Annotated in this window: 15 protein-coding genes and 4 pseudogenes; 15 read left to right on the top strand and 4 right to left on the bottom strand. The window is 55.3% G+C overall.

The genetic code is table 11. From position 1 onward, the window contains the following. Positions 1 to 133: 133 nt before the first annotated feature. Complete coding sequence (gene ramB, locus CIP100161_RS01850; RefSeq protein ID WP_155871461.1) at positions 134 to 1,558, top strand: acetate metabolism transcriptional regulator RamB; 1,425 nt, start codon at positions 134 to 136, stop codon at positions 1,556 to 1,558. Here the strand turns inward: ramB and CIP100161_RS12495 are convergent. Continuing rightward, positions 1,518 to 1,664, bottom strand: a complete 147-nt coding sequence (locus CIP100161_RS12495) for a DUF6767 domain-containing protein (protein ID WP_408609459.1) — start codon at positions 1,662 to 1,664, stop codon at positions 1,518 to 1,520. The genes ramB and CIP100161_RS12495 overlap by 41 nt on opposite strands. Positions 1,665 to 1,738: 74 nt before the next feature. Next, the gene (gene lpdA / locus CIP100161_RS01845; protein ID WP_004566447.1) at positions 1,739 to 3,148 is read right to left on the bottom strand and encodes a dihydrolipoyl dehydrogenase; all 1,410 of its coding nucleotides are present in this window, start codon (positions 3,146 to 3,148) and stop codon (positions 1,739 to 1,741) included. 423 nt (positions 3,149 to 3,571) lie between these two features. Here lpdA and CIP100161_RS01840 point away from each other — a divergent pair, with 423 nt between their 5' ends. The 6 genes from CIP100161_RS01840 to rfbA all read left to right on the top strand — a co-directional run bounded on the left by CIP100161_RS01840 (position 3,572) and on the right by rfbA (position 11,352). Next, entirely contained in the window at positions 3,572 to 4,639 is a 1,068-nt protein-coding gene (locus CIP100161_RS01840) for an alpha/beta hydrolase (protein ID WP_155871459.1), read from the top strand. Positions 4,640 to 4,726: 87 nt separating this feature from the next. Next, positions 4,727 to 6,721 carry a prolyl oligopeptidase family serine peptidase gene (locus CIP100161_RS01835; RefSeq protein WP_155871457.1) on the top strand — a complete coding sequence of 665 codons (1,995 nt, stop codon included), beginning with the start codon at positions 4,727 to 4,729 and terminating at the stop codon, positions 6,719 to 6,721. Beyond that, complete coding sequence (locus CIP100161_RS01830) at positions 6,718 to 8,070, top strand: M1 family metallopeptidase (RefSeq protein WP_155871455.1); 1,353 nt, start codon at positions 6,718 to 6,720, stop codon at positions 8,068 to 8,070. Before CIP100161_RS01835 ends, CIP100161_RS01830 begins: the two co-directional genes overlap by 4 nt. 20 nt (positions 8,071 to 8,090) lie before the next feature. Further along, complete coding sequence (rfbB, locus tag CIP100161_RS01825) at positions 8,091 to 9,083, top strand: dTDP-glucose 4,6-dehydratase (protein ID WP_166443182.1); 993 nt, start codon at positions 8,091 to 8,093, stop codon at positions 9,081 to 9,083. 38 nt (positions 9,084 to 9,121) lie between these two features. Continuing rightward, a complete protein-coding gene (gene rfbD / locus CIP100161_RS01820; protein ID WP_155871453.1) occupies positions 9,122 to 10,468 on the top strand; it encodes a dTDP-4-dehydrorhamnose reductase in 1,347 nt (448 codons plus the stop codon). 11 nt (positions 10,469 to 10,479) lie between these two features. Next, positions 10,480 to 11,352 (top strand): glucose-1-phosphate thymidylyltransferase RfbA, encoded by an 873-nt coding sequence (rfbA, locus tag CIP100161_RS01815; RefSeq protein ID WP_155871451.1) that lies wholly within the window; start codon positions 10,480 to 10,482, stop codon positions 11,350 to 11,352. On the opposite strand, the gene CIP100161_RS01810 is transcribed toward rfbA, so the two are convergent. Next, positions 11,316 to 12,104, bottom strand: coding sequence for an SGNH/GDSL hydrolase family protein (locus CIP100161_RS01810; protein WP_155871446.1), 789 nt, complete (start codon positions 12,102 to 12,104; stop codon positions 11,316 to 11,318). The two genes, rfbA and CIP100161_RS01810, sit on opposite strands and share 37 nt — an antisense overlap. Positions 12,105 to 12,232: 128 nt before the next feature. On the opposite strand from CIP100161_RS01810, the pseudogene CIP100161_RS01805 reads away from it, so the two are divergent. The 7 genes and pseudogenes from CIP100161_RS01805 (at position 12,233) to CIP100161_RS01790 (ending at position 17,187) form a co-directional block, all read left to right on the top strand. After that, positions 12,233 to 13,884 (top strand): annotated as a pseudogene (locus CIP100161_RS01805) (acyl-CoA synthetase). Positions 13,885 to 14,476: 592 nt separating this feature from the next. Further along, positions 14,477 to 14,653, top strand: coding sequence for a hypothetical protein (locus tag CIP100161_RS12020; RefSeq protein WP_232053048.1), 177 nt, complete (start codon positions 14,477 to 14,479; stop codon positions 14,651 to 14,653). Positions 14,654 to 14,807: 154 nt separating this feature from the next. Next, a complete protein-coding gene (locus CIP100161_RS12015) occupies positions 14,808 to 15,179 on the top strand; it encodes a hypothetical protein (protein ID WP_232053047.1) in 372 nt (123 codons plus the stop codon). A gap of 65 nt (positions 15,180 to 15,244) precedes the next feature. Then, positions 15,245 to 15,727 carry a DDE-type integrase/transposase/recombinase gene (locus tag CIP100161_RS12010; RefSeq protein ID WP_332068163.1) on the top strand — a complete coding sequence of 161 codons (483 nt, stop codon included), beginning with the start codon at positions 15,245 to 15,247 and terminating at the stop codon, positions 15,725 to 15,727. A 15-nt stretch (positions 15,728 to 15,742) separates the two neighbouring features. Beyond that, positions 15,743 to 15,832, top strand: a pseudogene (locus CIP100161_RS12490) (hypothetical protein); the annotation flags it as partial. Positions 15,833 to 15,872: 40 nt separating this feature from the next. Continuing rightward, positions 15,873 to 16,037, top strand: a pseudogene (locus CIP100161_RS01795) (IS110 family transposase); the annotation flags it as partial. Between the two features lie 259 nt (positions 16,038 to 16,296). Next, entirely contained in the window at positions 16,297 to 17,187 is an 891-nt protein-coding gene (locus CIP100161_RS01790; protein ID WP_155871444.1) for a S1 family peptidase, read from the top strand. Positions 17,188 to 17,235: 48 nt separating this feature from the next. On the opposite strand, the pseudogene CIP100161_RS01785 reads toward CIP100161_RS01790, so the two are convergent. Next, positions 17,236 to 17,622: pseudogene (locus CIP100161_RS01785) on the bottom strand (alpha-ketoglutarate-dependent dioxygenase AlkB); the annotation flags it as partial. 98 nt (positions 17,623 to 17,720) lie between these two features. On the opposite strand from CIP100161_RS01785, the gene CIP100161_RS01780 reads away from it, so the two are divergent. Continuing rightward, positions 17,721 to 18,821, top strand: coding sequence for a Fic family protein (locus CIP100161_RS01780; protein ID WP_155871442.1), 1,101 nt, complete (start codon positions 17,721 to 17,723; stop codon positions 18,819 to 18,821). The last annotated feature ends 113 nt before the right edge of the window (positions 18,822 to 18,934 follow it).

Genomic DNA, 18,934 nt, shown 5'->3' with positions numbered 1-18,934 from the left:
AAGGCCAGCGACATATTTGCCCTTTCCCCTATTTTCCCAGCAGCGCAACAGAAGTGACAGTTGTGTACTGCACACCACAGTCAATTTTTGAATGATCATCCATCATGGCGCAGCTCACGTAGTGTAGAAACCCATGGGTATGACTTATGTGGGTTCACGCCTGCGCCAGCTACGCAAAGAACGCGACCTCACCCAAGCCGCGCTCGCCGAGCTCCTCGGGATCTCAGCCAGCTACATCAACCAGATCGAACACGACGTCCGACCGCTTACCCCACAAGTGCTGCGGAAAATAACAGCCTCATTTGGAGTAGACGCCACCTTCTTTTCGCGCGACGATTCCTCACGCCTCATCGCCGAGCTACAGGATGTCATGTTCGACAAAGAAGTTTGCCCACAGCCTATCGACGTCACCGAGCTGTCCACCCTCGTAGACCACCACCCCGAAGCTGCTCGCGCCATGGTGGAGATGCATCGTCGCTATCGACGCCTCCGCGACAACCTTGATGCGGTTACCGACAAACGCCGTCTCAGCGGATTAGATACTCCCAATCCACTTGCGATGTTGTCCATGCCTCACGATGAGGTGCGCGACTTCTTCTACTCTCACCACAATTACCTCGACGAACTAGATCGGATCGCCGAACGCATTGCCACAGAGCTAGGCATTACTACTTTTAATATTCGAGCCAACGAAGCAGCACTGACTCAACGCCTGCAAGAAGACCATGATGTAGAGATCATCCCCGGCGTTGACCTCGGCGCCACGTTGCATAAGTTTGACAATGTTTCTCGCCAACTTACGCTGTCTACTCGTCTTATTGCTGGCCAGCGCGCTTTTAGACTTGCAGCAGAGCTGGGGTATCTCGAAGCTGGCGAGCAGATGTATGCACTTGTTTCCGACGGTCACTTCCAATCAGAGGAGGCGCGTCGATTAGCGCTTCGCGGCATCGCCTCCTACTTTGCTGCGGCGGTGATGTTGCCTTATGGCATGTTCCATTCACAGGCGGAAAAAAGCGGTTACGACATCGAATATCTCTGCCAAGTCTTTGGACTGGGATATGAGACGGTCTGCCATCGGCTTTCAACCTTGCAACGCCCTCAGCTCAAAGGCATTCCGTTTACGTTTGTCCGCGTGGATCGTGCCGGAAATATCTCCAAGCGGCAATCGGCCACTGGTTTTCATTTCACGCATTCTGGAGGCACGTGCCCTTTGTGGAACGTATATGAGGCTTTCAGCAGCCCAGGCACGATCATGAGACAGCTTTCTGAGATGCCCGACGGACGCAGTTACTTATGGATTGCGCGCACGGTGCGTCACCATCAGGGGCGGTTTAGCGAGCCGGGCAAGATTTTTTCTATTGGGCTTGGCTGCGAGGCCCGCCACGCTCATCGCACCGTTTATACTGCTGGGCTGGATTTCGACGGCTTTAGCAATGCGGTCCCTATCGGCGCTGGCTGCCGTGTGTGTTCTCGCACGAATTGCCCGCAGCGAGCTTTTCCCGCGGTAAATACATTGCTCAGCATTGATCCTCATGCTTCCCAAGTCGCGCCTTATTGATCATTTGGATCATCAGCTGCTTTAGCTCTGGGTCTTCTCGAACCGATTGAACTAATTGGCAGTCGTTTGGCCCCAAGGTTCCAGGTTGGCATGCGGTGCAGGGCACTTAGGGGTAGGCCCCATGATACGCCGACGCTCCCCGCTGCCAGGTACGGCAACGAAGAGCATCCTCGTGGTTTTTTAGAGGTTGATCATGTGACCCATGATTCCTTCTGCGGCTTCCTTCATTGCCTCAGACAGGGTTGGGTGCGTATGAACGTTGCGTCCAATTTCCTCACAGGTGAGGTCGAAACGCTGTGCCAAGGTGAGTTCTGGCAGCAGTTCGGAGACGTTTGCACCAACCATGTGCGCGCCGACGATCTCGCCAAATTCTGCGTCTGCAACGATCTTGACAAAGCCTGCAGTTTCAGCGAGGCCGGCTGCCTTACCGTTGGCAGAGAATGGGAAGGTAGCGGTCTTGATCTCGCGGCCTTCGAACTTTGCCTTCGCCTGTTCTTCGGTGTAGCCGAAGGATGCAACCTGTGGGTTACAGAAGGTAGCGCGTGGCATCATCATGTAGTCGCCCAGCTCTTGGGTTTCAGCACCGGCGATAACCTCGGCGGCAACAACACCCTGCGCTTCTGCAACGTGTGCCAGCTGCAGTTTCGCGGTGACGTCGCCAATTGCGTAAATGTGGTCGACATTGGTGCGCATGAAGTCGTCGATTTCGATAGCGCCGCGCTCAGTGAGCTTCACTCCGGTGTTTTCGAGGCCGTAGCCTTCAACACGTGGCGCGAAACCGATGGACACCATGCAGCGCTCGACGGTGAGGCTGTCTTTTTTGGATCCGTCCTTGGACTCCACCTCGACGGTGACATTGTCGCCGTTATCGGTGATGGCGGTGGTCTTGTAACCGGTCAGCAGTTTAACGCCGAGCTTCTTGTACTGCTTTGCGATCTCCTTGGATACGTCTGCATCCTCGTTTGGCAGCACGCGATCCATGAATTCCACGATGGTGATGTCTACGCCGTAGTTAGCTAGAACGTAAGCAAACTCCATACCGATAGCGCCGGCGCCCACGATCACCATAGACTTTGGTGCTTCTTCCTTGAGAATTTGCTCTTCGAAGGAAACGATATTACCGCCGATGGTTACACCTGGCAGAGAACGCACGACGGAACCGGTGGCGATAATGCAGTCATCGAAGGTAACTACCTTGCCGGCGTCGTTACCCTCGGTGATCTCGATGGTCTTGGCGTCTTTAAAGGAGCCGAGACCGTCGATTTCGGTGATCTTGTTCTTCTTCATCAAGTAGTGGACACCCTTGACGATTCCGGAAGATACCTGGCGGGAGCGCTTATGAGCAGCACCGAAGTCAAAGGACACGTCGCCACTAATGCCGAAGGTCTTTGCCTCATGGTTAAAGATGTGTGCTACCTCAGCGTTTTTCAGAAGCGCCTTGGAAGGGATACAACCGACGTTGAGACAGACACCTCCCCAGTACTGCTTTTCAACGACTGCAACCTTCTTGCCAAGCTGGGCTGCGCGGATGGCGGCGACATAGCCACCAGGGCCTGCACCGAGTACTACTACGTCATAATGTTCAGTCACAGTTTCCTAGGATACGTGCATCACATCAAATTGTCGTGCCCTCTGAGCAAATTAAACAAAAAGATGATCTATCAGAAGAATCCCAAGAAGTGGGAAACAAAGCTCAGTCCGGAAGAGCCAGAGTGGCTAAGAGCACCGAAAATGCTGGAGATTGCGAGGATAATCTGATCCATGGGAAGGGGACTCCTTATTTAACTTAGGTAAGTACGTTCCACTGCGATGTTACACAAGTAAACCATAGTTCACTCCTGTGACTTTAGGCTAACTGAGCACCTCGCCACAGAGCGAGGGCACATGCGTCGCTTCTTCTATCTTCTTTTCTACCAAGCTGTTAACATTTTCTTCTTAGAAAGCGATGACTCTACTAAGTGCTCGTCGCACAGCTCGCCCCTTTAATCGCACAGGAAGTCTTTAGAAGTTTCAATGAAGTTCCGTCGTTCTCTCGCGGCGCTTTCCATTGCTGCTACATCCGTAGCCGGCGCAATGGTAGCCCCCGCACAAGCAGCTAACCTCAACCCAGACACTGTTCGTGGTCAGGTTGCTCCTGCCACTGTCCATGAAGGTGCAACCCCAGGCCTGAATCCTGCATGGCGCGAGAAGGCTACAGGCGACCGCGTCGTGGAAATGTGGGCTCACTCCCCTTCCATGAACCGCGATGTGCCATTGGTTGTTTTGAAGGCAGCTAACCCAGGCCGCCCTACCATCTACCTGCTCAACGGTGGCGATGGTGGCGAGGGCAGCGCTAACTGGGTCATGCAGACCAAGGCGTTGGACTTCTACCGCGATAAAGACGTCAACGTTGTTATCCCTATGGCCGGTAAGTTCTCCTACTACACCGACTGGGTATCTGATGCACCTTCCTTGGGCGGCAAACAGAACTGGGAAACCTTCTTGACCAAGGAGCTTCCAGGACCAATCGAAGGCCACCTTAAGGCTTCTAATAAACGCGCGATCGCCGGCTTGTCTATGTCCGCTACCAGCGCTTTGCTTCTGGCTGAGCACGCACAGGGCTTCTACGACGCTACCGGTTCCTTCTCCGGTTGTGCTGCAACCTCTAGCCCGCTGACCTACCACTTCCTTCGCCTGACCTTGGAGCGCGGTGGCGCAACCCCTGAGCAGATGTGGGGGCCACAGGGCGGCGAAGTCAACCGCAAGAATGATGCTCTGATCAACGCTGAGAACCTGCGCGGCACTGAGGTATATGTGTCCAACAACTCTGGCACCGTCGGCAAGTACGATCTTCCTTCCAGCCCTCGCTTGGCCGGTAAAGACCCTGCCACCATTTTTGTTACTAACTTGATCACTTCCACCGAGGGCGGCATCATCGAGGCTGGCACCAACATGTGCACCCATGACCTCAAGGTCAAGCTGGATTCCCTGAACATTCCAGCTACATTCAACTTCCGCAACACTGGCACCCATTCGTGGGGCTACTGGGAAGAGGAAATGGTTGCATCGTGGGAGCTGTTCAACATGGCTTTTAACAAGTAAATCTCTTCGCTTTACTTCCTCGCTGATACGCTTTAAGTGCGTTATCAGCGAGGCTTTTTATTACTCTGAGGAAAGGACACGCCGGCGATGCACCACCCCCCTGTTGAGGAGCTAGAGCTGATCGATTCCCCCGCCGCTCTTGAGTGGGCGCGCGCGTGGTCGCAGGCTACGCAAGAGAAGTGGAGCAACGATGAACTCCAACGTAGTATTCATGAGGCGCTGGATACGGACGCGCGTATTCCTTATGTGACGCGCCGGGGCGAATATCTGTATAACTTTTGGCGGGATCGCGACCACCCCCGTGGGGTGTGGCGACGTACTACGTTAGAGAGTTTTGCGGGCGATTCCCCGCAATGGCAGGTGCTTATCGACGTCGACCGCCTTGCTGCTTCCGAGGAAGAAAGCTGGGTGTGGAAGGGCGCGCATGTGCGTCCACATCATTTTGATCGCGCGCTGATCCGATTAAGCCGCGGTGGTGCCGATGCGGTGGAGATTCGCGAGTTCGACTTAGCTACTGGCAGTTTTGTTGAAGACCAAGCGTTTGCGGTTCCGGAGGCCAAGACCCAGGTGTGCTGGGTAGATCGCGATACTGTGCTGGTGGGGACGGACATGGGTGCCGGCAGTTTGACGGAGTCTGGGTATCCGGCTCGGGTTCATGTGTGGCGGCGTGGCACAGAACTTGCGGATGCTGAGGAGTTTTTCTGCGGCCTTACCTCGGATTTAGCGGTGTCTGCGTGGGCGGAGACAGCCCCTGGTTTTGAGCGGTTGTTTGTGCGTCGGGCGCTGGACTTTTATCGGTCGCGGACGTTTATTCAGCGTGATGGCCATCTGCAGATCATTGAGGTGCCGGAGGATTGCACGGTGGTGGTCCATCGTGAGTGGATGTATGTGCTGCCACGTGAGGAGTACGCCAGCATTCCTTCCGGTGGTGTGGGCGCTATCTTGTTTGAGGATTTCCTTGCAGGTCGTAGGGATTTCTGCGCTGTATTTACGCCTACTGCGCAGTCGAGTGTGCAGGATCTGACGTTGACGGCTTCCTATGTGGTGCTCACGATTTTGGAGGATGTGACCAGCCGGATTGAGGTTGTTGATCGCGGGGCTCCGGGGTCGGCGTCGCGACGCATCAACGTAGGCGATATGGTCACCGCGCGCGTGGTGGCGGCGGATTCGGAATCTGATGAGCTGTGGCTGGGGGCATCGTCGTTTACGCAACCGGATACGTTATACCGCGTTGAACTTGGCCGACACACCATCCCAGAGGTGGTCAAGCAGGCACCAGCGTTGTTTGATGCCTGTCGTCTGGAGACGAGGCAGCATTGGGCAACGTCGGCAGATGGCACCAAGATTCCGTATTTTATCGTGGGCGATTTCTCTCAAGGGCCACGTCCAACGTTGGTGGGCGGTTATGGCGGCTTTGAGGTTTCACTGGTGCCGGGGTATTCGTCGATACGCGGGCGGGCGTGGCTGAGCAAGGGAAACTATTTTGTACAACCTAATTTGCGCGGTGGTGGCGAGTTCGGTCCGCGCTGGCATGAAAGCGTGATTCGGCGTCATCGCGTCAAGATTTACGAGGACCATCAGGCGGTGCTGGCGGATCTGCGGCAGCGCGGGTATGCCTCGCAGATTGCGGTGCGCGGCGGTTCCAATGGTGGTTTGCTCACGTCGGTGGCGTTAACGCGCTATCCGGAGGCGATCGACGCTGCGGTCATTCAAGTGCCGCTGACCGACATGCTGCGGTACCACACGTGGTCGGCGGGTGCGTCGTGGATGGCGGAGTATGGGGATCCAGATGATCCGGCAGAACGGGCGGTGTTGGAAAGTTATTCACCCTTGCATCATGTGGCAGCTCGTGCGCAGGTAACGTACCCACCGGCGTTGGTGACTACGTCGACACGCGATGATCGTGTCCACCCCGCTCACGCACGGTTGTTTGCGCGTGCTTTGAAGGTTGCTGGGCAGGCTGTGGATTATTGGGAGAATTCGGAGGGTGGCCATGCGGGCGCTGCGGATAATGCGCAGGTGGCGGCGTCGGAAGCCATGATTTATACGTGGCTGCTTGACGCATTGGGCGGCGCGCGATGAGCCGGCTTCGTTCCACACCTATTCCTGGTACGCGGGACTCCTACACCCAGGTGGATTTCAACTTGGGGTTTCACGTGCGGCATTACGACGTCTCCTTGGACTATGTTGTTGCGCCGAACCGGTTAAAAGCCGCAGTCACGCTCTCGATGGACAATTATCAACCGTTGCGGGGGCTTACGCTGGATCTTTCGGACGCGTTGACGGTGAAGTCGGTGACCGCCCAGGGGACGTCGGCGGTGGTTGTGGAGGTGCAGAAGTTCCGGCACAGCAACCATAAACTGCGCATTTCTTTTACCGAGGAGATTCCGGTGGATCAGGAGTTTAAGATCACCGTGGTCTACTCGGGCAATCCGCGCCCGATTCGGAGTACGTGGGGGTTAATCGGTTGGGAGGAGCTGAGCAACGGTTCCTTGGTGGCCAGCCAGCCTAATGGTGCGCGTTCGTGGTTACCGTGTGATGACACTCCCGATGAAAAGGCGCTGTACACCATGAGTATTACGTGCGATTCGCCGTACACGGTGGTGGCCAATGGCGAGTTATTGGGCACCACGCGGCATGGTTCGCGCACGCAGTGGCGTTATCGCACACAGCATCCGATGGCGAGCTACTTGGCAACGGTGCAGGTTGGCCAGTATGAGCGCTATGAGCTTGGTGCGGCGGGTGAGGTTCCCGTGATCGCGTATGCGCCGCCGGCGTTAGCTGCTAGGGTACGCCATGATTTTGCGGATCAGGCGGCGATGCTGGAGCTGTTTTCTCAGTTGTTTGGCCCCTACCCTTTTGAGCAGTATTCGGTGGTTGTGACCGAGGACGATCTAGAGATTCCGTTGGAGGCTCAAGGGTTGTCTATTTTTGGCGCGAATCACGCCGGGGGTGCTAAGCAGTGGGAGCGGCTGGTGGCCCATGAGCTAGCACATCAGTGGTTTGGTAATTCTTTGGGTCTTGCGCAGTGGGATGACATTTGGCTCAATGAGGGCTTTGCGTGTTACGCGGAGTGGTTGTGGTTTGAGCATTCGGCGGGGATTCCGGCGGCGGTGACTGCGGCGCAGCATTATGAACGGTTGGCGCAGCTTCCTGCAGATATTGTGGTGGCAGCCCCAGGGGCACGCGATATGTTTGATGATCGCGTGTATAAGCGTGGTGCGTTGACGCTGCATGCGCTTCGCACGTTGCTTGGCAGCGCAGCCTTCTTCCGCGCCATTGCACGTTATGTTGCGGCGGGTCGACATTCCGTTGTGGAGCCGGTGGATTTACGCCGCGAGTTGCTCAAGGAAGTGGATTCTTCAGCGCAGCTCGATGCGTTGTGGCATGCGTGGTTGTATGAGACTGCGTTGCCAGAATGGCCACGGTAACATCGATGGCTGTGAAACGTATGCTGGTCACCGGCGGCGCCGGTTTTATTGGTTCGAATTTTGTCAGGCGTGTCCTTGCTACCCGCCCAGAGTATCGGGTCACGGTACTGGATAAGCTGACATATGCTGGCAACGCTGCAAATCTGGATGGCTGTGATGCCACTTTGGTTGTGGGCGATATTTGTGATGCACAGTTGGTGGATCGCTTGGTGGCTGATTCGGATGTGGTGGTGCACTTTGCTGCGGAGTCGCATAACGATAATTCTTTGGTGGATCCGTCGCCGTTTGTGCAGACCAATGTGGTGGGTACGTTTACGTTGTTGGAGGCTGCGCGACGCCACAATGTGCGGTTCCATCATGTGTCCACGGATGAGGTTTTTGGTGATCTTGAGTTAGATGATCCGAACCGGTTTACTGAGCACACTGCGTATAATCCGTCGTCACCATATTCGGCGACAAAGGCTGGGTCGGATCATCTGGTACACGCATGGGTTCGTTCATTTGGATTGCGTGCAACGATTTCTAATTGTTCTAATAATTATGGCCCTTACCAGCACATTGAGAAGTTTATTCCACGCCAGATCACCAACATTTTAAGTGGGCTCATGCCTAAGTTGTACGGTACGGGCGAGCAGGTGCGCGACTGGATCCATGTGGATGACCACAATGATGCCGTGATCCGGATTCTAGAAAGTGGCCGTATCGGGCAAACCTACATCATTGGCGCAGACAACGATCATGTGAACAACAAAACCGTGATCACACTGATCTGTGAGCTCATGGGTGCGGACGGTTTTGAGCACGTTGCAGACCGTCCTGGCCACGACATGCGCTATGCCATGGATTCCTCCACTTTGCGCGCAGAGCTTGGCTGGCAGCCGCGTTTTACTGATACCGACACCGGCATGCGCGAGGGACTGCTACAAACTATCGAGTGGTATCGCACGCATCGCGATTGGTGGGAGCCCCAAAAGGCCGCGGTAGAACAGCGTTATCTAGCCCAAGGGCATTAAAGTTGTGCGCAAATAGCGTTTGATTGAAGGGATAGATTATGCAGGTTCGCCCCACTGCCATTGCCGGTGTTGTTATTGTCGACCTCGATGTCAATGGTGATAACCGTGGATGGTTCAAGGAGAACTGGCAGCGGGAAAAGATGGTGGCGGCGGGCTTGCCGGATTTCCAGCCGGTGCAAAACAACATCTCTTTTAACACTGAGCGGGGCGTGACACGTGGCTTGCACGCCGAGCCGTGGGATAAGTTCGTGTCGGTGGCTCATGGCGAAGTGTTTGGAGCGTGGTGCGACATGCGGGAAGGCTCCGACACCTTCGGCGAGGTAGTCACCTGCACCATCACCCCTCATACTGCGGTGTTTGTGCCACGTGGAGTGGCCAATGGTTTTCAGGCACTGGTGGATAACACGAGTTACACCTACTTGGTCAATGATCATTGGTCGCCGGACGCTACGTATACGGCGGTGAATTTGGACATGATCGATTGGCCGCTTCCCCCCACGGAGATTTCGGATAAGGATCGTTGCCACCCCCAGCTTGCCGACGCCACCCCGATGCCGGCACGTCGCATCCTGATCACGGGGGCGCATGGCCAGTTGGGGCGCGCACTGGCAGCATTGTTGCCGGATGCCGAGTTGTGTTCACATGCGGATTTCGATGTGGTTAACCCACCACAGCGCCCGTGGCGCCAGTATGAGGCGATTATTAACTGTGCGGCCTATAACAATGTGGATGCGGCAGAAGATGATCGTGCCCGCGCGTGGGAGGTCAATGCTATGGCCCCGGCGCGACTGGCGCAGATTGCTACGGAGAATAATCTGACGTTGGTGCATGTGTCGACGGATTTCATTTTCGACGGCGCCACATCTGTGCATGAGGAGACGGAAGCGCCGTCGCCGTTGTCGGTGTATGGGGCTTCGAAAGCGGCGGGTGATATTGCGGCTGCTGTGGCACCGAAGCACTATGTGGTGCGCACCTCGTGGGTATTTGGCCAGGGGGGCAACTTTGTGGAGACCATGCGTTCGTTGGCGCAGCGCGGTATTCGCCCCAATGTGATTAGCGACCAGCGTGGTAGACCTACCCATGCTGCGGATTTGGCGGCGGGTATTGTGCATTTGCTGCGCAGCGACGCAGATTATGGTGTGTACAATCTTTCTAATTCTGGCGATGTGGTTGGCCGCGATGACCTTGCCCGCGCAGTGTTTGAGCATTGTGGGATATCCGGTGTGGCGGTTACGTCTGTTACCACAACCGAGTACGAGGCCCAGACAGGTCCATTGGCCAAGCGCCCCGCGGAGTCGACATTCAACTTGGACAAGATTGTGGCCACGGGTTTTCAACCGCGTCCATGGCGGGATGCTGTGCGTGACTACTTAGACACCAAGTAGGCTTAGGAGCCATGAAGGGCATCATTCTCGCCGGCGGTTCTGGCACTCGTTTGCACCCCATTACGTTGGGGATTTCTAAGCAGCTTATGCCGATCTACGACAAGCCGATGATCTACTACCCGCTGACCACACTGATCCAAGCGGGTATTCGCGAGATCTTGATCATCACCACCCCTGAGGACCAAGCGGCGTTTCAACGCCTGCTTGGCGACGGCTCCGCCTGGGGCATCGAGCTTTCTTACGCAGTACAGCCCTCCCCCGACGGTCTAGCGCAGGCGTTTATCATCGGACGCGATTTTATCGGCGATGATAGCGTTGCCCTCGCCCTAGGCGACAACATCTTTGACGGTCCCGCCCTTGGTCAAGCACTCAAAGGTTGCGCTTCGCCTCATGGTGGAACAGTGTTCGCCTACGAAGTATCCGACCCCAGCCGCTACGGCGTGGTTACCTTTGATGCCATAGGCACTGCATTATCCATTGAAGAAAAACCCCAGCACCCACGCTCCAACTACGCGGTGGTGGGACTGTACTTCTACGACAACGATGTCGTCAGCATCGCAGAGACAATCACCCCTAGCGAACGCGGCGAACTAGAAATCACCGCCATTAATGATGCCTACCTGCAACAAGGCCGCCTCCACGTACACAAACTCGAACGTGGCGACGTATGGCTCGACACCGGAACCATCGACTCCATGAGCGAAGCCGCAGCCTACGTAGAAGTACTACAAAAACGCACCGGCGTTATCATCGGATCCCCAGAAGTAGCCGCATGGAAAGCCGGACTCATCACCGATACCCAACTAGAAGCACTCGCACAGCCACTCAAAAAATCCGGCTACGGGGACTATCTCATACGCACAATAAGATCCGCAATGCCCTGATGACCTCGCTCATTCACATGAGCAGGCAGATGCGTAGGCGCACCCGCAACATCCACCACGCTGGAAATGTAGCGCTGCTCATCCGGCGCACACATGGAATGATTCGCAGTCGCGGAGCGGACGTCGATAAGCTCACTGCCCGTAGCCGCAGCCACCTCGCGCTGAATCGATAAGGCTTGATCCTCCCAAGTGGCGACCACCGCCGCAGCAATCGGCCACGCAGGCTGACCAGGCAACCGCACCAAACAGAGTTGACCCTGATGGGTGATCTTCGGATAGCCCACGATCTGAATACGGGCGTTCGGAGCATGCGCACGGATCCGGCCGATCACCTCATTCATAGTGGCAATCACCTGCGCTGCGGGGTGCCCACTCCAGGTATCGTTAAACCCTTGGGTGATCCAGACGCGCCGGGTGTTAGGGTCGAGGGCTCCGGTGGCGATGGCGGTGTCGATCTGGGCGATAAATGAGGTTTTAAAAAATGGCCCGCCCATGTGAACTTGGGCACCTGCGCAGGAGAAGTTGCGGGACTCTAGGCTTAGGCGTTTCGCTGCGATTTCGGCGTAGCTGGTAGGTGAATGTGGGCAATGTGGTTGGCCACTGAGACGACCTGCGATTACTTCTGATACCAACGGGTCAGCCACCATAGAGTCACCAAAAATGACGACATTATTGCGGGTGATACCTGCATGTGCCGGCGATACTGCAAGGATTGCGAGGATTGTAATACAGAGGACGGTCAGTGATCGCATGGGAAAGTTTTCTACTTAAAAGTTGTTGTCAAAGATAGGTATGTTACCAAACGAAACGTAACGCCAAGATTACTTCCGCATATAAACCGCTATGTCATACAAATTATTGTTATAGGAGTTTTCCTTACATGCCCCAGATTGCGCCACTGTTGACAACACTGACATCGATGGCACGCCACATGCCTACGATCGCCGCATCAGGGCTCCTCAGCACCGAGGGCAACCCCCTCGCAGCGCTAAGTACTCCAATCACCATGGCACGATATCGCTTCACCACCGCACGTGAAGTAGAACAAGCAGCCCGCGTGTGCCCCAACCGCATCGCACTTATCGACGACGACGGCAGCCTCACCTACCAAGAACTACGCGACAACTCCCGCGCCTTGGCCCGCTACTTTTACCAGCTCAACAGCGAAGACCTCCGCATCGGCGTGATGGCCCGCAACGGCCGCGGCAGCATCTACCCGCTCACCGCCAAAGGCTACGCAGGCGCCTCCATCTACCTGCTCAACATCGGATCCTCCCGCGATCAACTCGACGGCTGCATCCGCCGCGACGGTATCAACCTGCTCGTCATCGACGAAGAATTCCTACCGCGTCTCCCCGAAAACATCCAGATCCCTGTGATCGTGGCCCACCGCGAAGCCGAACCGCACCCCCGCGCTGCGGAATGCCTCGACCTTGAGGAGATCGTCGCAACGCACACCCGCGGAAACCTACCCGTTTTCCCTCAACACGGTGCCATCGTGCTCATGTCCTCTGGCACCACCGGCATCCCCAAGGGCGTAATGCGCAACGAGCCTAAAGCCCCCACAATCCTGGGTCCGTGCTCAGCGAGATTCCGTTCCGCACCAACATGAACGTTCAGCTCACCGCATCGGTGTTCCACACCTGGGGTTGGGGAATCTTGAACCTGAGCTTCGCCATGCGCTGCACCGTGATCACCCGCCGAATCTTCGACCCCGAGCGCACGCTTCGCGACGTCGAACGCTTCAAAATCCATGCGATGATCTCCTCCCCGATCTTCCTCAAGCGCTTCTTCGAAGTCGAAGGCCAAGAAAACATCGACTGCTCCAGCCTCGAATTCATCTTCTCCTCCGGCCACGCCCTATCCCCATGGCTCGTCGAAGCAGTCCATGATCGCTTTGGCAAAATCCTGTGTAACCTCTACGGCAGCACCGAGATCTCCGCAGCGGCCATCGCCAACATGGAAGAAGTAGCCAAAAACCCCACCGTTGCCGGCAAGATCTGCGAAGGCACCACCGTCCGCATTCTCGACGACAACGACCAGCCTGTTCCTGCCGGAACCGTCGGCCGTATCTTCTGCTACAACAACACCACCCTTAACGGCTACACCGACCCCCGCATCCCCATTAAGCGCGTCGGCGAACTCGTCCAGATCGGCGACCGCGGCTACCTCGATGAACGCGGCCTGCTGTACGTGCTCGGCCGTGCAGACGACATGATCATCGTCGGCGGCGAAAACGTCTTCCCACGGTCCGTAGAAGAAGTCCTCGAGCCCATGCCAGGTATCCAAGACCTCTACGCCAGCGGTGTGGACGACGACGAAACCTTCGCTCGAATCGCCGTGTGGATCGTCAAAAGCCCCACTGCCGCGGGTAGGGCCCTGACCGAAGACGCTGTCCGTGACTGGGTACGCACCAAGCTTGCCGACCATTCCATCCCCCGCGATGTGCACTTCATCGACGAGCTCCCCCGCAATGCCACCGGCAAAGTAATGCCGCGCATGCTGCCAGGGATTTCCCCCCGCGATTACTAGCCTCCAGTTGCTCATGCAAGCCCCCACAACTAGCACGAGCGCGGTCTTTGATTCAGAAAGGAACAAGGTCGAGGCATAAATAAAGTTCTTGATCGCTACACTTCTGACACAGTCATTGCCGTAGAATCCAGGGTTCGCAGCTCACACGGCACAGACAACTTCGACTAGTTAGAAGTCAAGATATTCGAAGCATTCCTTAACGCAGAGGAACCACATTCAAGCCGGCATGAAGCGCTTGCCGCCACGAAGGAAGAGCACGAGTGATATTGCCTTTGAGTTTCACACCATTGCACAAACCAATATCTTTTAGAACTGGCAAGTTCGTCAAAATCGAACAGAGCCTACACGCTCGAGACTAATTAGACCTTACGCAGAAATGGAGCTACATCTACGCAAGGCTCCATGTCCGCGTATTTGAGCAGCATCTTGTAGGTCAGATCCTGAACATAGTCGAGTTCATACCCGTCGTCAGTGAGCTACAATTCCAAGAATTCTTTTAAGCGAGATATCTAAGTAACCATATTCCAGCAACGGTTTTAAAAGGCTTAAGGGACAAAGGGGGATGCGGACGAAATCTTGGAGGATTTCCCGTATGACTAATGTGCGATACACGGATGCCCAGCGGCTTAAGGCATTAGAGGTATTCGATAGAACACAATCTGCTACCAAGACCGTTCGTGAGTTGGGCTACCCAGGCCGTTGGACACTCCATCGATGGATCAAAAAGCGTGATGAACCTCCAGCTGCCCCCATTCGGCATACGACTTAAAGCGCTACCCACTTAGCGCAAAACTTAAAAGCCGTTGAGCTTTTCACCGCCGGTATGTCTCCTGACACCATCGCATCTGAGCTTTCGCTGAACTCGAAAATGAGCATCTCATGCTTGGGCCCAACGATTCCGCGAAGAAGGAAAGTGGGGCTTGATGAGCACAACTGAACGCAAACAGTCTGTAGGCATTGTCACGCGTAAAGCTTTTGAGAAATCGCTTCCAGATAATGCGGCTGAACTCAAGAAGCTGGCAGCACGCCTATCAGCGAAAAAAGGCCGTGTGAGAAAAAGAACTAGAAGAATTAAAAAGACGATCCCCATCGACCCAGCCAACCTTAGTAACAAGTTCAAAGCCATTGTGGTCGATGCGTTACGGTCTTGTTTTCCAACTTCGTTGTTGCTCGACATTGTTGGTCTTTCTTCATCCAGCTTCTACTACCAGCTCAAAGCCCTAAATAGCCCGTCAAAATATGCAGAACTGACAGAGGTGATAACCGAAATCGTCGAGTATTCTGGATTCAGCTGAAGAAACTGGGTATCAAGGTCAGTGAGAAAGTCGTGTGTTGAATCATCTCTGCCGAAGGATTCACGGTGCGCTATGTGAAGAAAAGGTGTTGCTATTCGTCCTATCGTGGTGAGATTTCGGATGCCCCACCGAATCTGGTGAAACGAAATTTTCATGCCGACCCACCAGGGTTACTGTGGTTGACAGATATTTCCGAGTTTCCTGCTGATGACGGGAAAATATACTTCTCGGCGTTAGTGGACTGTTTCGATGGAAAGATTGTCGGGGCTACAACGAGCCGACACCCTCATCAGCAGCTTGCCGACGACTGTTTGAAGCAGGCGTTTGACAATAATGCACCGACTGACCCCGCAAAATTAGTAATTCATTCCGATCGTGGTTGCCATTATCGGGGCAACAGTTGGATTCAAGCATCACAGGACATCGGCTTTACGCGTTCGATGTCGAAGAAGAGATGTTCACCCGACAATTCAGCGTGCGAGGGATTGTTCGGCAGAATGAAAAATGAGATGTTCTATGGGTGTAAGTGGCCCCATTGTGATGAATGAGAGCGAGCACTTCATGAATATGTTGGCTTCTATAACGAAGATAGAATCAAGCTTGAGTTCGATGGATTAAGCATCAATCAACGCAGGCGTGAACTGTTACTCTGAATATTCCTAAAAAATGTCCGCATCCCCAAATGTCCCTTAAGCCATTATGTCCAACAGTCTAAACCGAGCCGGCAACAAAAAATTAAAGAACGCTCTATGGCAATCGTCTTTTGCATCGATCAGATTCCACGAACGTTCACGGCAATTCTACGAACGAAAGCGAAAAGAAGGCAAGAGACATAACGCCGCAGTCGTCGCAGCAGCATAAAGCCCCAGATACAAAAGCCGACTGGGTAAACTCTAGTCGGCCCCTCAGCGTGCCGCTAATCAGACAGAGTCAGCACCGCGGACGCCCCTGAAAACTCCACCCACGGACTTGACTAACTAGATAGGAACACATTACTCACCTTTGGTGCTATGATCCGAATGGAAAAAGTCAGTCGTATTAGTGAATCACCGTTCCGCCGCGCGAGAACGCAGGGCACCAACAAGCGTGTGGTTCCACAAGATTGCAAGGATGTGTAATGCGAAAAATTGTTGCTCTTGCTGCAGCAAGCTTGCTGGGTATTGCGGGTACCAGCGGTGTTCTTGGTGCGGCAACAGCCACCGCACTGACAAATGGCACGCCCGTCTCCCCTGAGGACGATACCGCTGCCGAAGGCGTGGTTCAAGTGGCTAGTTGTACTGGCACCGTGGTTGCTTCTCAGTGGGTGCTGACCGCCCAGCATTGCGTCGAGGTGCCCAATTTGCAGCGGCGGGTCTATGTTGGCACCACCCGCGAGCAGCAACATCGGGAAGAAAATACGTTCACCTCGGATTACGCAGTGTGGGCACCGCACGGCGATGTGGCGTTGGTGCATGTCACCGATGCGCTGCCGCAGCGTCTGATCCGCGAGGTTCGCCGCGCACCGGTGAGCTTTGGTGAGCAGGGACGCGTGTACGGCTGGGGTGCTGGCACCGGCGAGACGCTGCAGTATGCCCGCGCTGCGGTTGGCAAAACTTCTTCCGGGCTTCGGCCGCAGGGCAACCAGCATGGTGCATTCGTCGTGCAGTATTTGGACGAGGCTAAAGCCGGGCGTGGCGATTCCGGCGGACCGCTTTTTGTCGACGGTGAGGTTGCCGGGGTGACCTCGTTTAAGGCTTCTCAAGGTGGTGGGCGTTTCTCGCTGTTTGCTTCGCTGCATGGGCTAGGCGATTGGATTGCGCAGACCACCGCCGCCCCAGCGCAGCCGAGCACTGACGACGCTCCAGCTGAGACTGCCCCCGACTGCCCCACGCCACAATGGCCCCGTCGCCAAGCCCGAGAACCCGAATTCCAAGAATCAACAGTCCAGCAACCATGTGGGCCGCTAGCCACGCCAGGCCGTAGCGGTGCTGGTGGCGGTGGCTCCAGCCTGGGTCTGTCGTCTTCTTAGCAAGTCTGCATCCACGGTTCCCTAGGCAATCTTTGAGCAAATCCCTGTTTAACACCCCTGTACGTTCGGCGCCGCAGAAACCTGCCGGATCGTGATGTTAATCCTGCCTTGTTCCAGCCCGCAGCCGTCGGGAAGCGTGGCATCATTCACGCGCACCACCCCGTGATAAGCAAAACGCTTCGGCCCACCGAAAACCACCAAGTCGCCGGAGCACAGAGTCACATCGTCCCAGGGTTGGGTGCGTGATTCGGTGTGTCCCATCCGAAACAGTGCTTCGTCGCCAATCGATACTGAAATGACCGGCGCCCGCGATTCCTCAAATTCATCGACGTGCATGCCCATCCCAGAACCCGGCGGATAGTAGTTGACCAGCACCATCTCTGGCACGAAGGTCTCTACCCACGGGGCTAGTTCTTCGGCAACCTCCGCTGCTGTGGGCTGTGTCGACGGGTGGCAACCCACAGCGGGCAGCAACTGCTCAGCGGTCGGCTCCCCGGCGACGAACGCGCCCCCGATATGTTTATTCTTTCGGCATGAGCAGCACCACGTTCGACCCCAACCGTCCTTTCAACGAGCTTCCACCTCTGCCCCCTGCCCAAGTCGTCGAAACCGTTCCAGTGCTCAAAGCGATTATTGCTGCAAAAGAAAAGCTTGCTGAGCTACGCACCGCTTGCCAGCTTATTCCCAATCCGGAGATTCTTACTTCCACGATTCCGTTGCGCGAAGCACGCGCGTCTACAGAAATCGAAAACATCGTAACCACAAACGATGAGCTTTTCCGCGCTGCCTGGAACGTTGACGCAGAGCCGACCCCGGCAACTAAAGAAGCTCTGCGCTATAACGCCGCCTTGCATGCGGGCTTAGAATCGATCGGTCAACGGCCACTATCTGCCAAGACCACGCAAATAGTCTGCGGAACTTTGCAAAGCGATGAACCGCACATTGCGCCGTTTCGCTCTTACCCTGGAACATTCATCAGTAACCCGCATACGCAACAGCGCATCTACACTCCACCTGAAGGGCGAGAAGTGATTGAGCAGCACTTATCGCGTTGGGAGCGCTATATCTATAGCGAGCATGACGTTGATTCTTTGGTAAAGATGGCTCTGCTGCATTATCAGTTCGAAGCCATCCACCCGTTTACCGACGGTAACGGACGCACAGGGCGTATCCTCAATGTGCTGTATCTGCTGCAAAAAGCCCTGCTTCCGTTCCCTGTGCTTTATTTATCCGGCTATATCGTGGAGAACAAGGCGCAATATTATCGTTGCTTGAACCGAGTGACAACGGAATCTGCCTGGGAAGATTGGCTTTTGTTTATGATCCGCGGCGTGGAGGTTGCAGCCACCGACGCCGCTACTATGATCGCGGACTTACGTCAGGTACAAGATGAGATCACGGCTGCTATCCGCGATGCGGGCATTATTAGTCCGGCTAAAGAAATGTCTGAAATCACGATGGTGCGCCCGTACCTACGCATTCAGGATGTGGAAGACAGCGGACTAGTGAAAAGACAAACGGCTGCAACGTGGCTTAATCATCTGGTTGATATTGGGGTGTTGAGTGAAACTAAGCGAGGCCGTCAGCGCATTTTCATTAACGATGCCGCATTGCGCGTACTCACGCGGGAGTAAGGTCCACGACGACTTTAAGTCTGTCTATGCTTGCCGAGACCAACGCCCTGGTGCCGGTTTTCTAGAGTCGGCTGCAGAACCGGCGCGAATTTCGGGCTGTGGTTCGGGATGCT

The organism is Corynebacterium rouxii (genome assembly GCF_902702935.1).
GTDB lineage: Bacteria > Actinomycetota > Actinomycetes > Mycobacteriales > Mycobacteriaceae > Corynebacterium > Corynebacterium rouxii.
This window is presented reverse-complemented; position numbering and strand designations above follow the sequence as displayed.

What these genes read in the sequence shown, in the direction of transcription:
- CIP100161_RS01810 (WP_155871446.1), bottom strand. Translation starts at nt 12,104, where the DNA reads ATGCGATCACTGACCGTCCTCTGTATTACAATCCTCGCAATCCTTGCA.
- rfbA (WP_155871451.1), top strand. Translation starts at nt 10,480, where the DNA reads ATGAAGGGCATCATTCTCGCCGGCGGTTCTGGCACTCGTTTGCACCCC.
- CIP100161_RS01780 (WP_155871442.1), top strand. Translation starts at nt 17,721, where the DNA reads ATGAGCAGCACCACGTTCGACCCCAACCGTCCTTTCAACGAGCTTCCA.
- rfbB (WP_166443182.1), top strand. Translation starts at nt 8,091, where the DNA reads ATGCTGGTCACCGGCGGCGCCGGTTTTATTGGTTCGAATTTTGTCAGG.
- CIP100161_RS12020 (WP_232053048.1), top strand. Translation starts at nt 14,477, where the DNA reads ATGACTAATGTGCGATACACGGATGCCCAGCGGCTTAAGGCATTAGAG.
- CIP100161_RS12015 (WP_232053047.1), top strand. Translation starts at nt 14,808, where the DNA reads ATGAGCACAACTGAACGCAAACAGTCTGTAGGCATTGTCACGCGTAAA.
- CIP100161_RS01835 (WP_155871457.1), top strand. Translation starts at nt 4,727, where the DNA reads ATGCACCACCCCCCTGTTGAGGAGCTAGAGCTGATCGATTCCCCCGCC.
- ramB (WP_155871461.1), top strand. Translation starts at nt 134, where the DNA reads ATGGGTATGACTTATGTGGGTTCACGCCTGCGCCAGCTACGCAAAGAA.
- CIP100161_RS01790 (WP_155871444.1), top strand. Translation starts at nt 16,297, where the DNA reads ATGCGAAAAATTGTTGCTCTTGCTGCAGCAAGCTTGCTGGGTATTGCG.
- rfbD (WP_155871453.1), top strand. Translation starts at nt 9,122, where the DNA reads ATGCAGGTTCGCCCCACTGCCATTGCCGGTGTTGTTATTGTCGACCTC.
- CIP100161_RS01840 (WP_155871459.1), top strand. Translation starts at nt 3,572, where the DNA reads ATGAAGTTCCGTCGTTCTCTCGCGGCGCTTTCCATTGCTGCTACATCC.
- CIP100161_RS01830 (WP_155871455.1), top strand. Translation starts at nt 6,718, where the DNA reads ATGAGCCGGCTTCGTTCCACACCTATTCCTGGTACGCGGGACTCCTAC.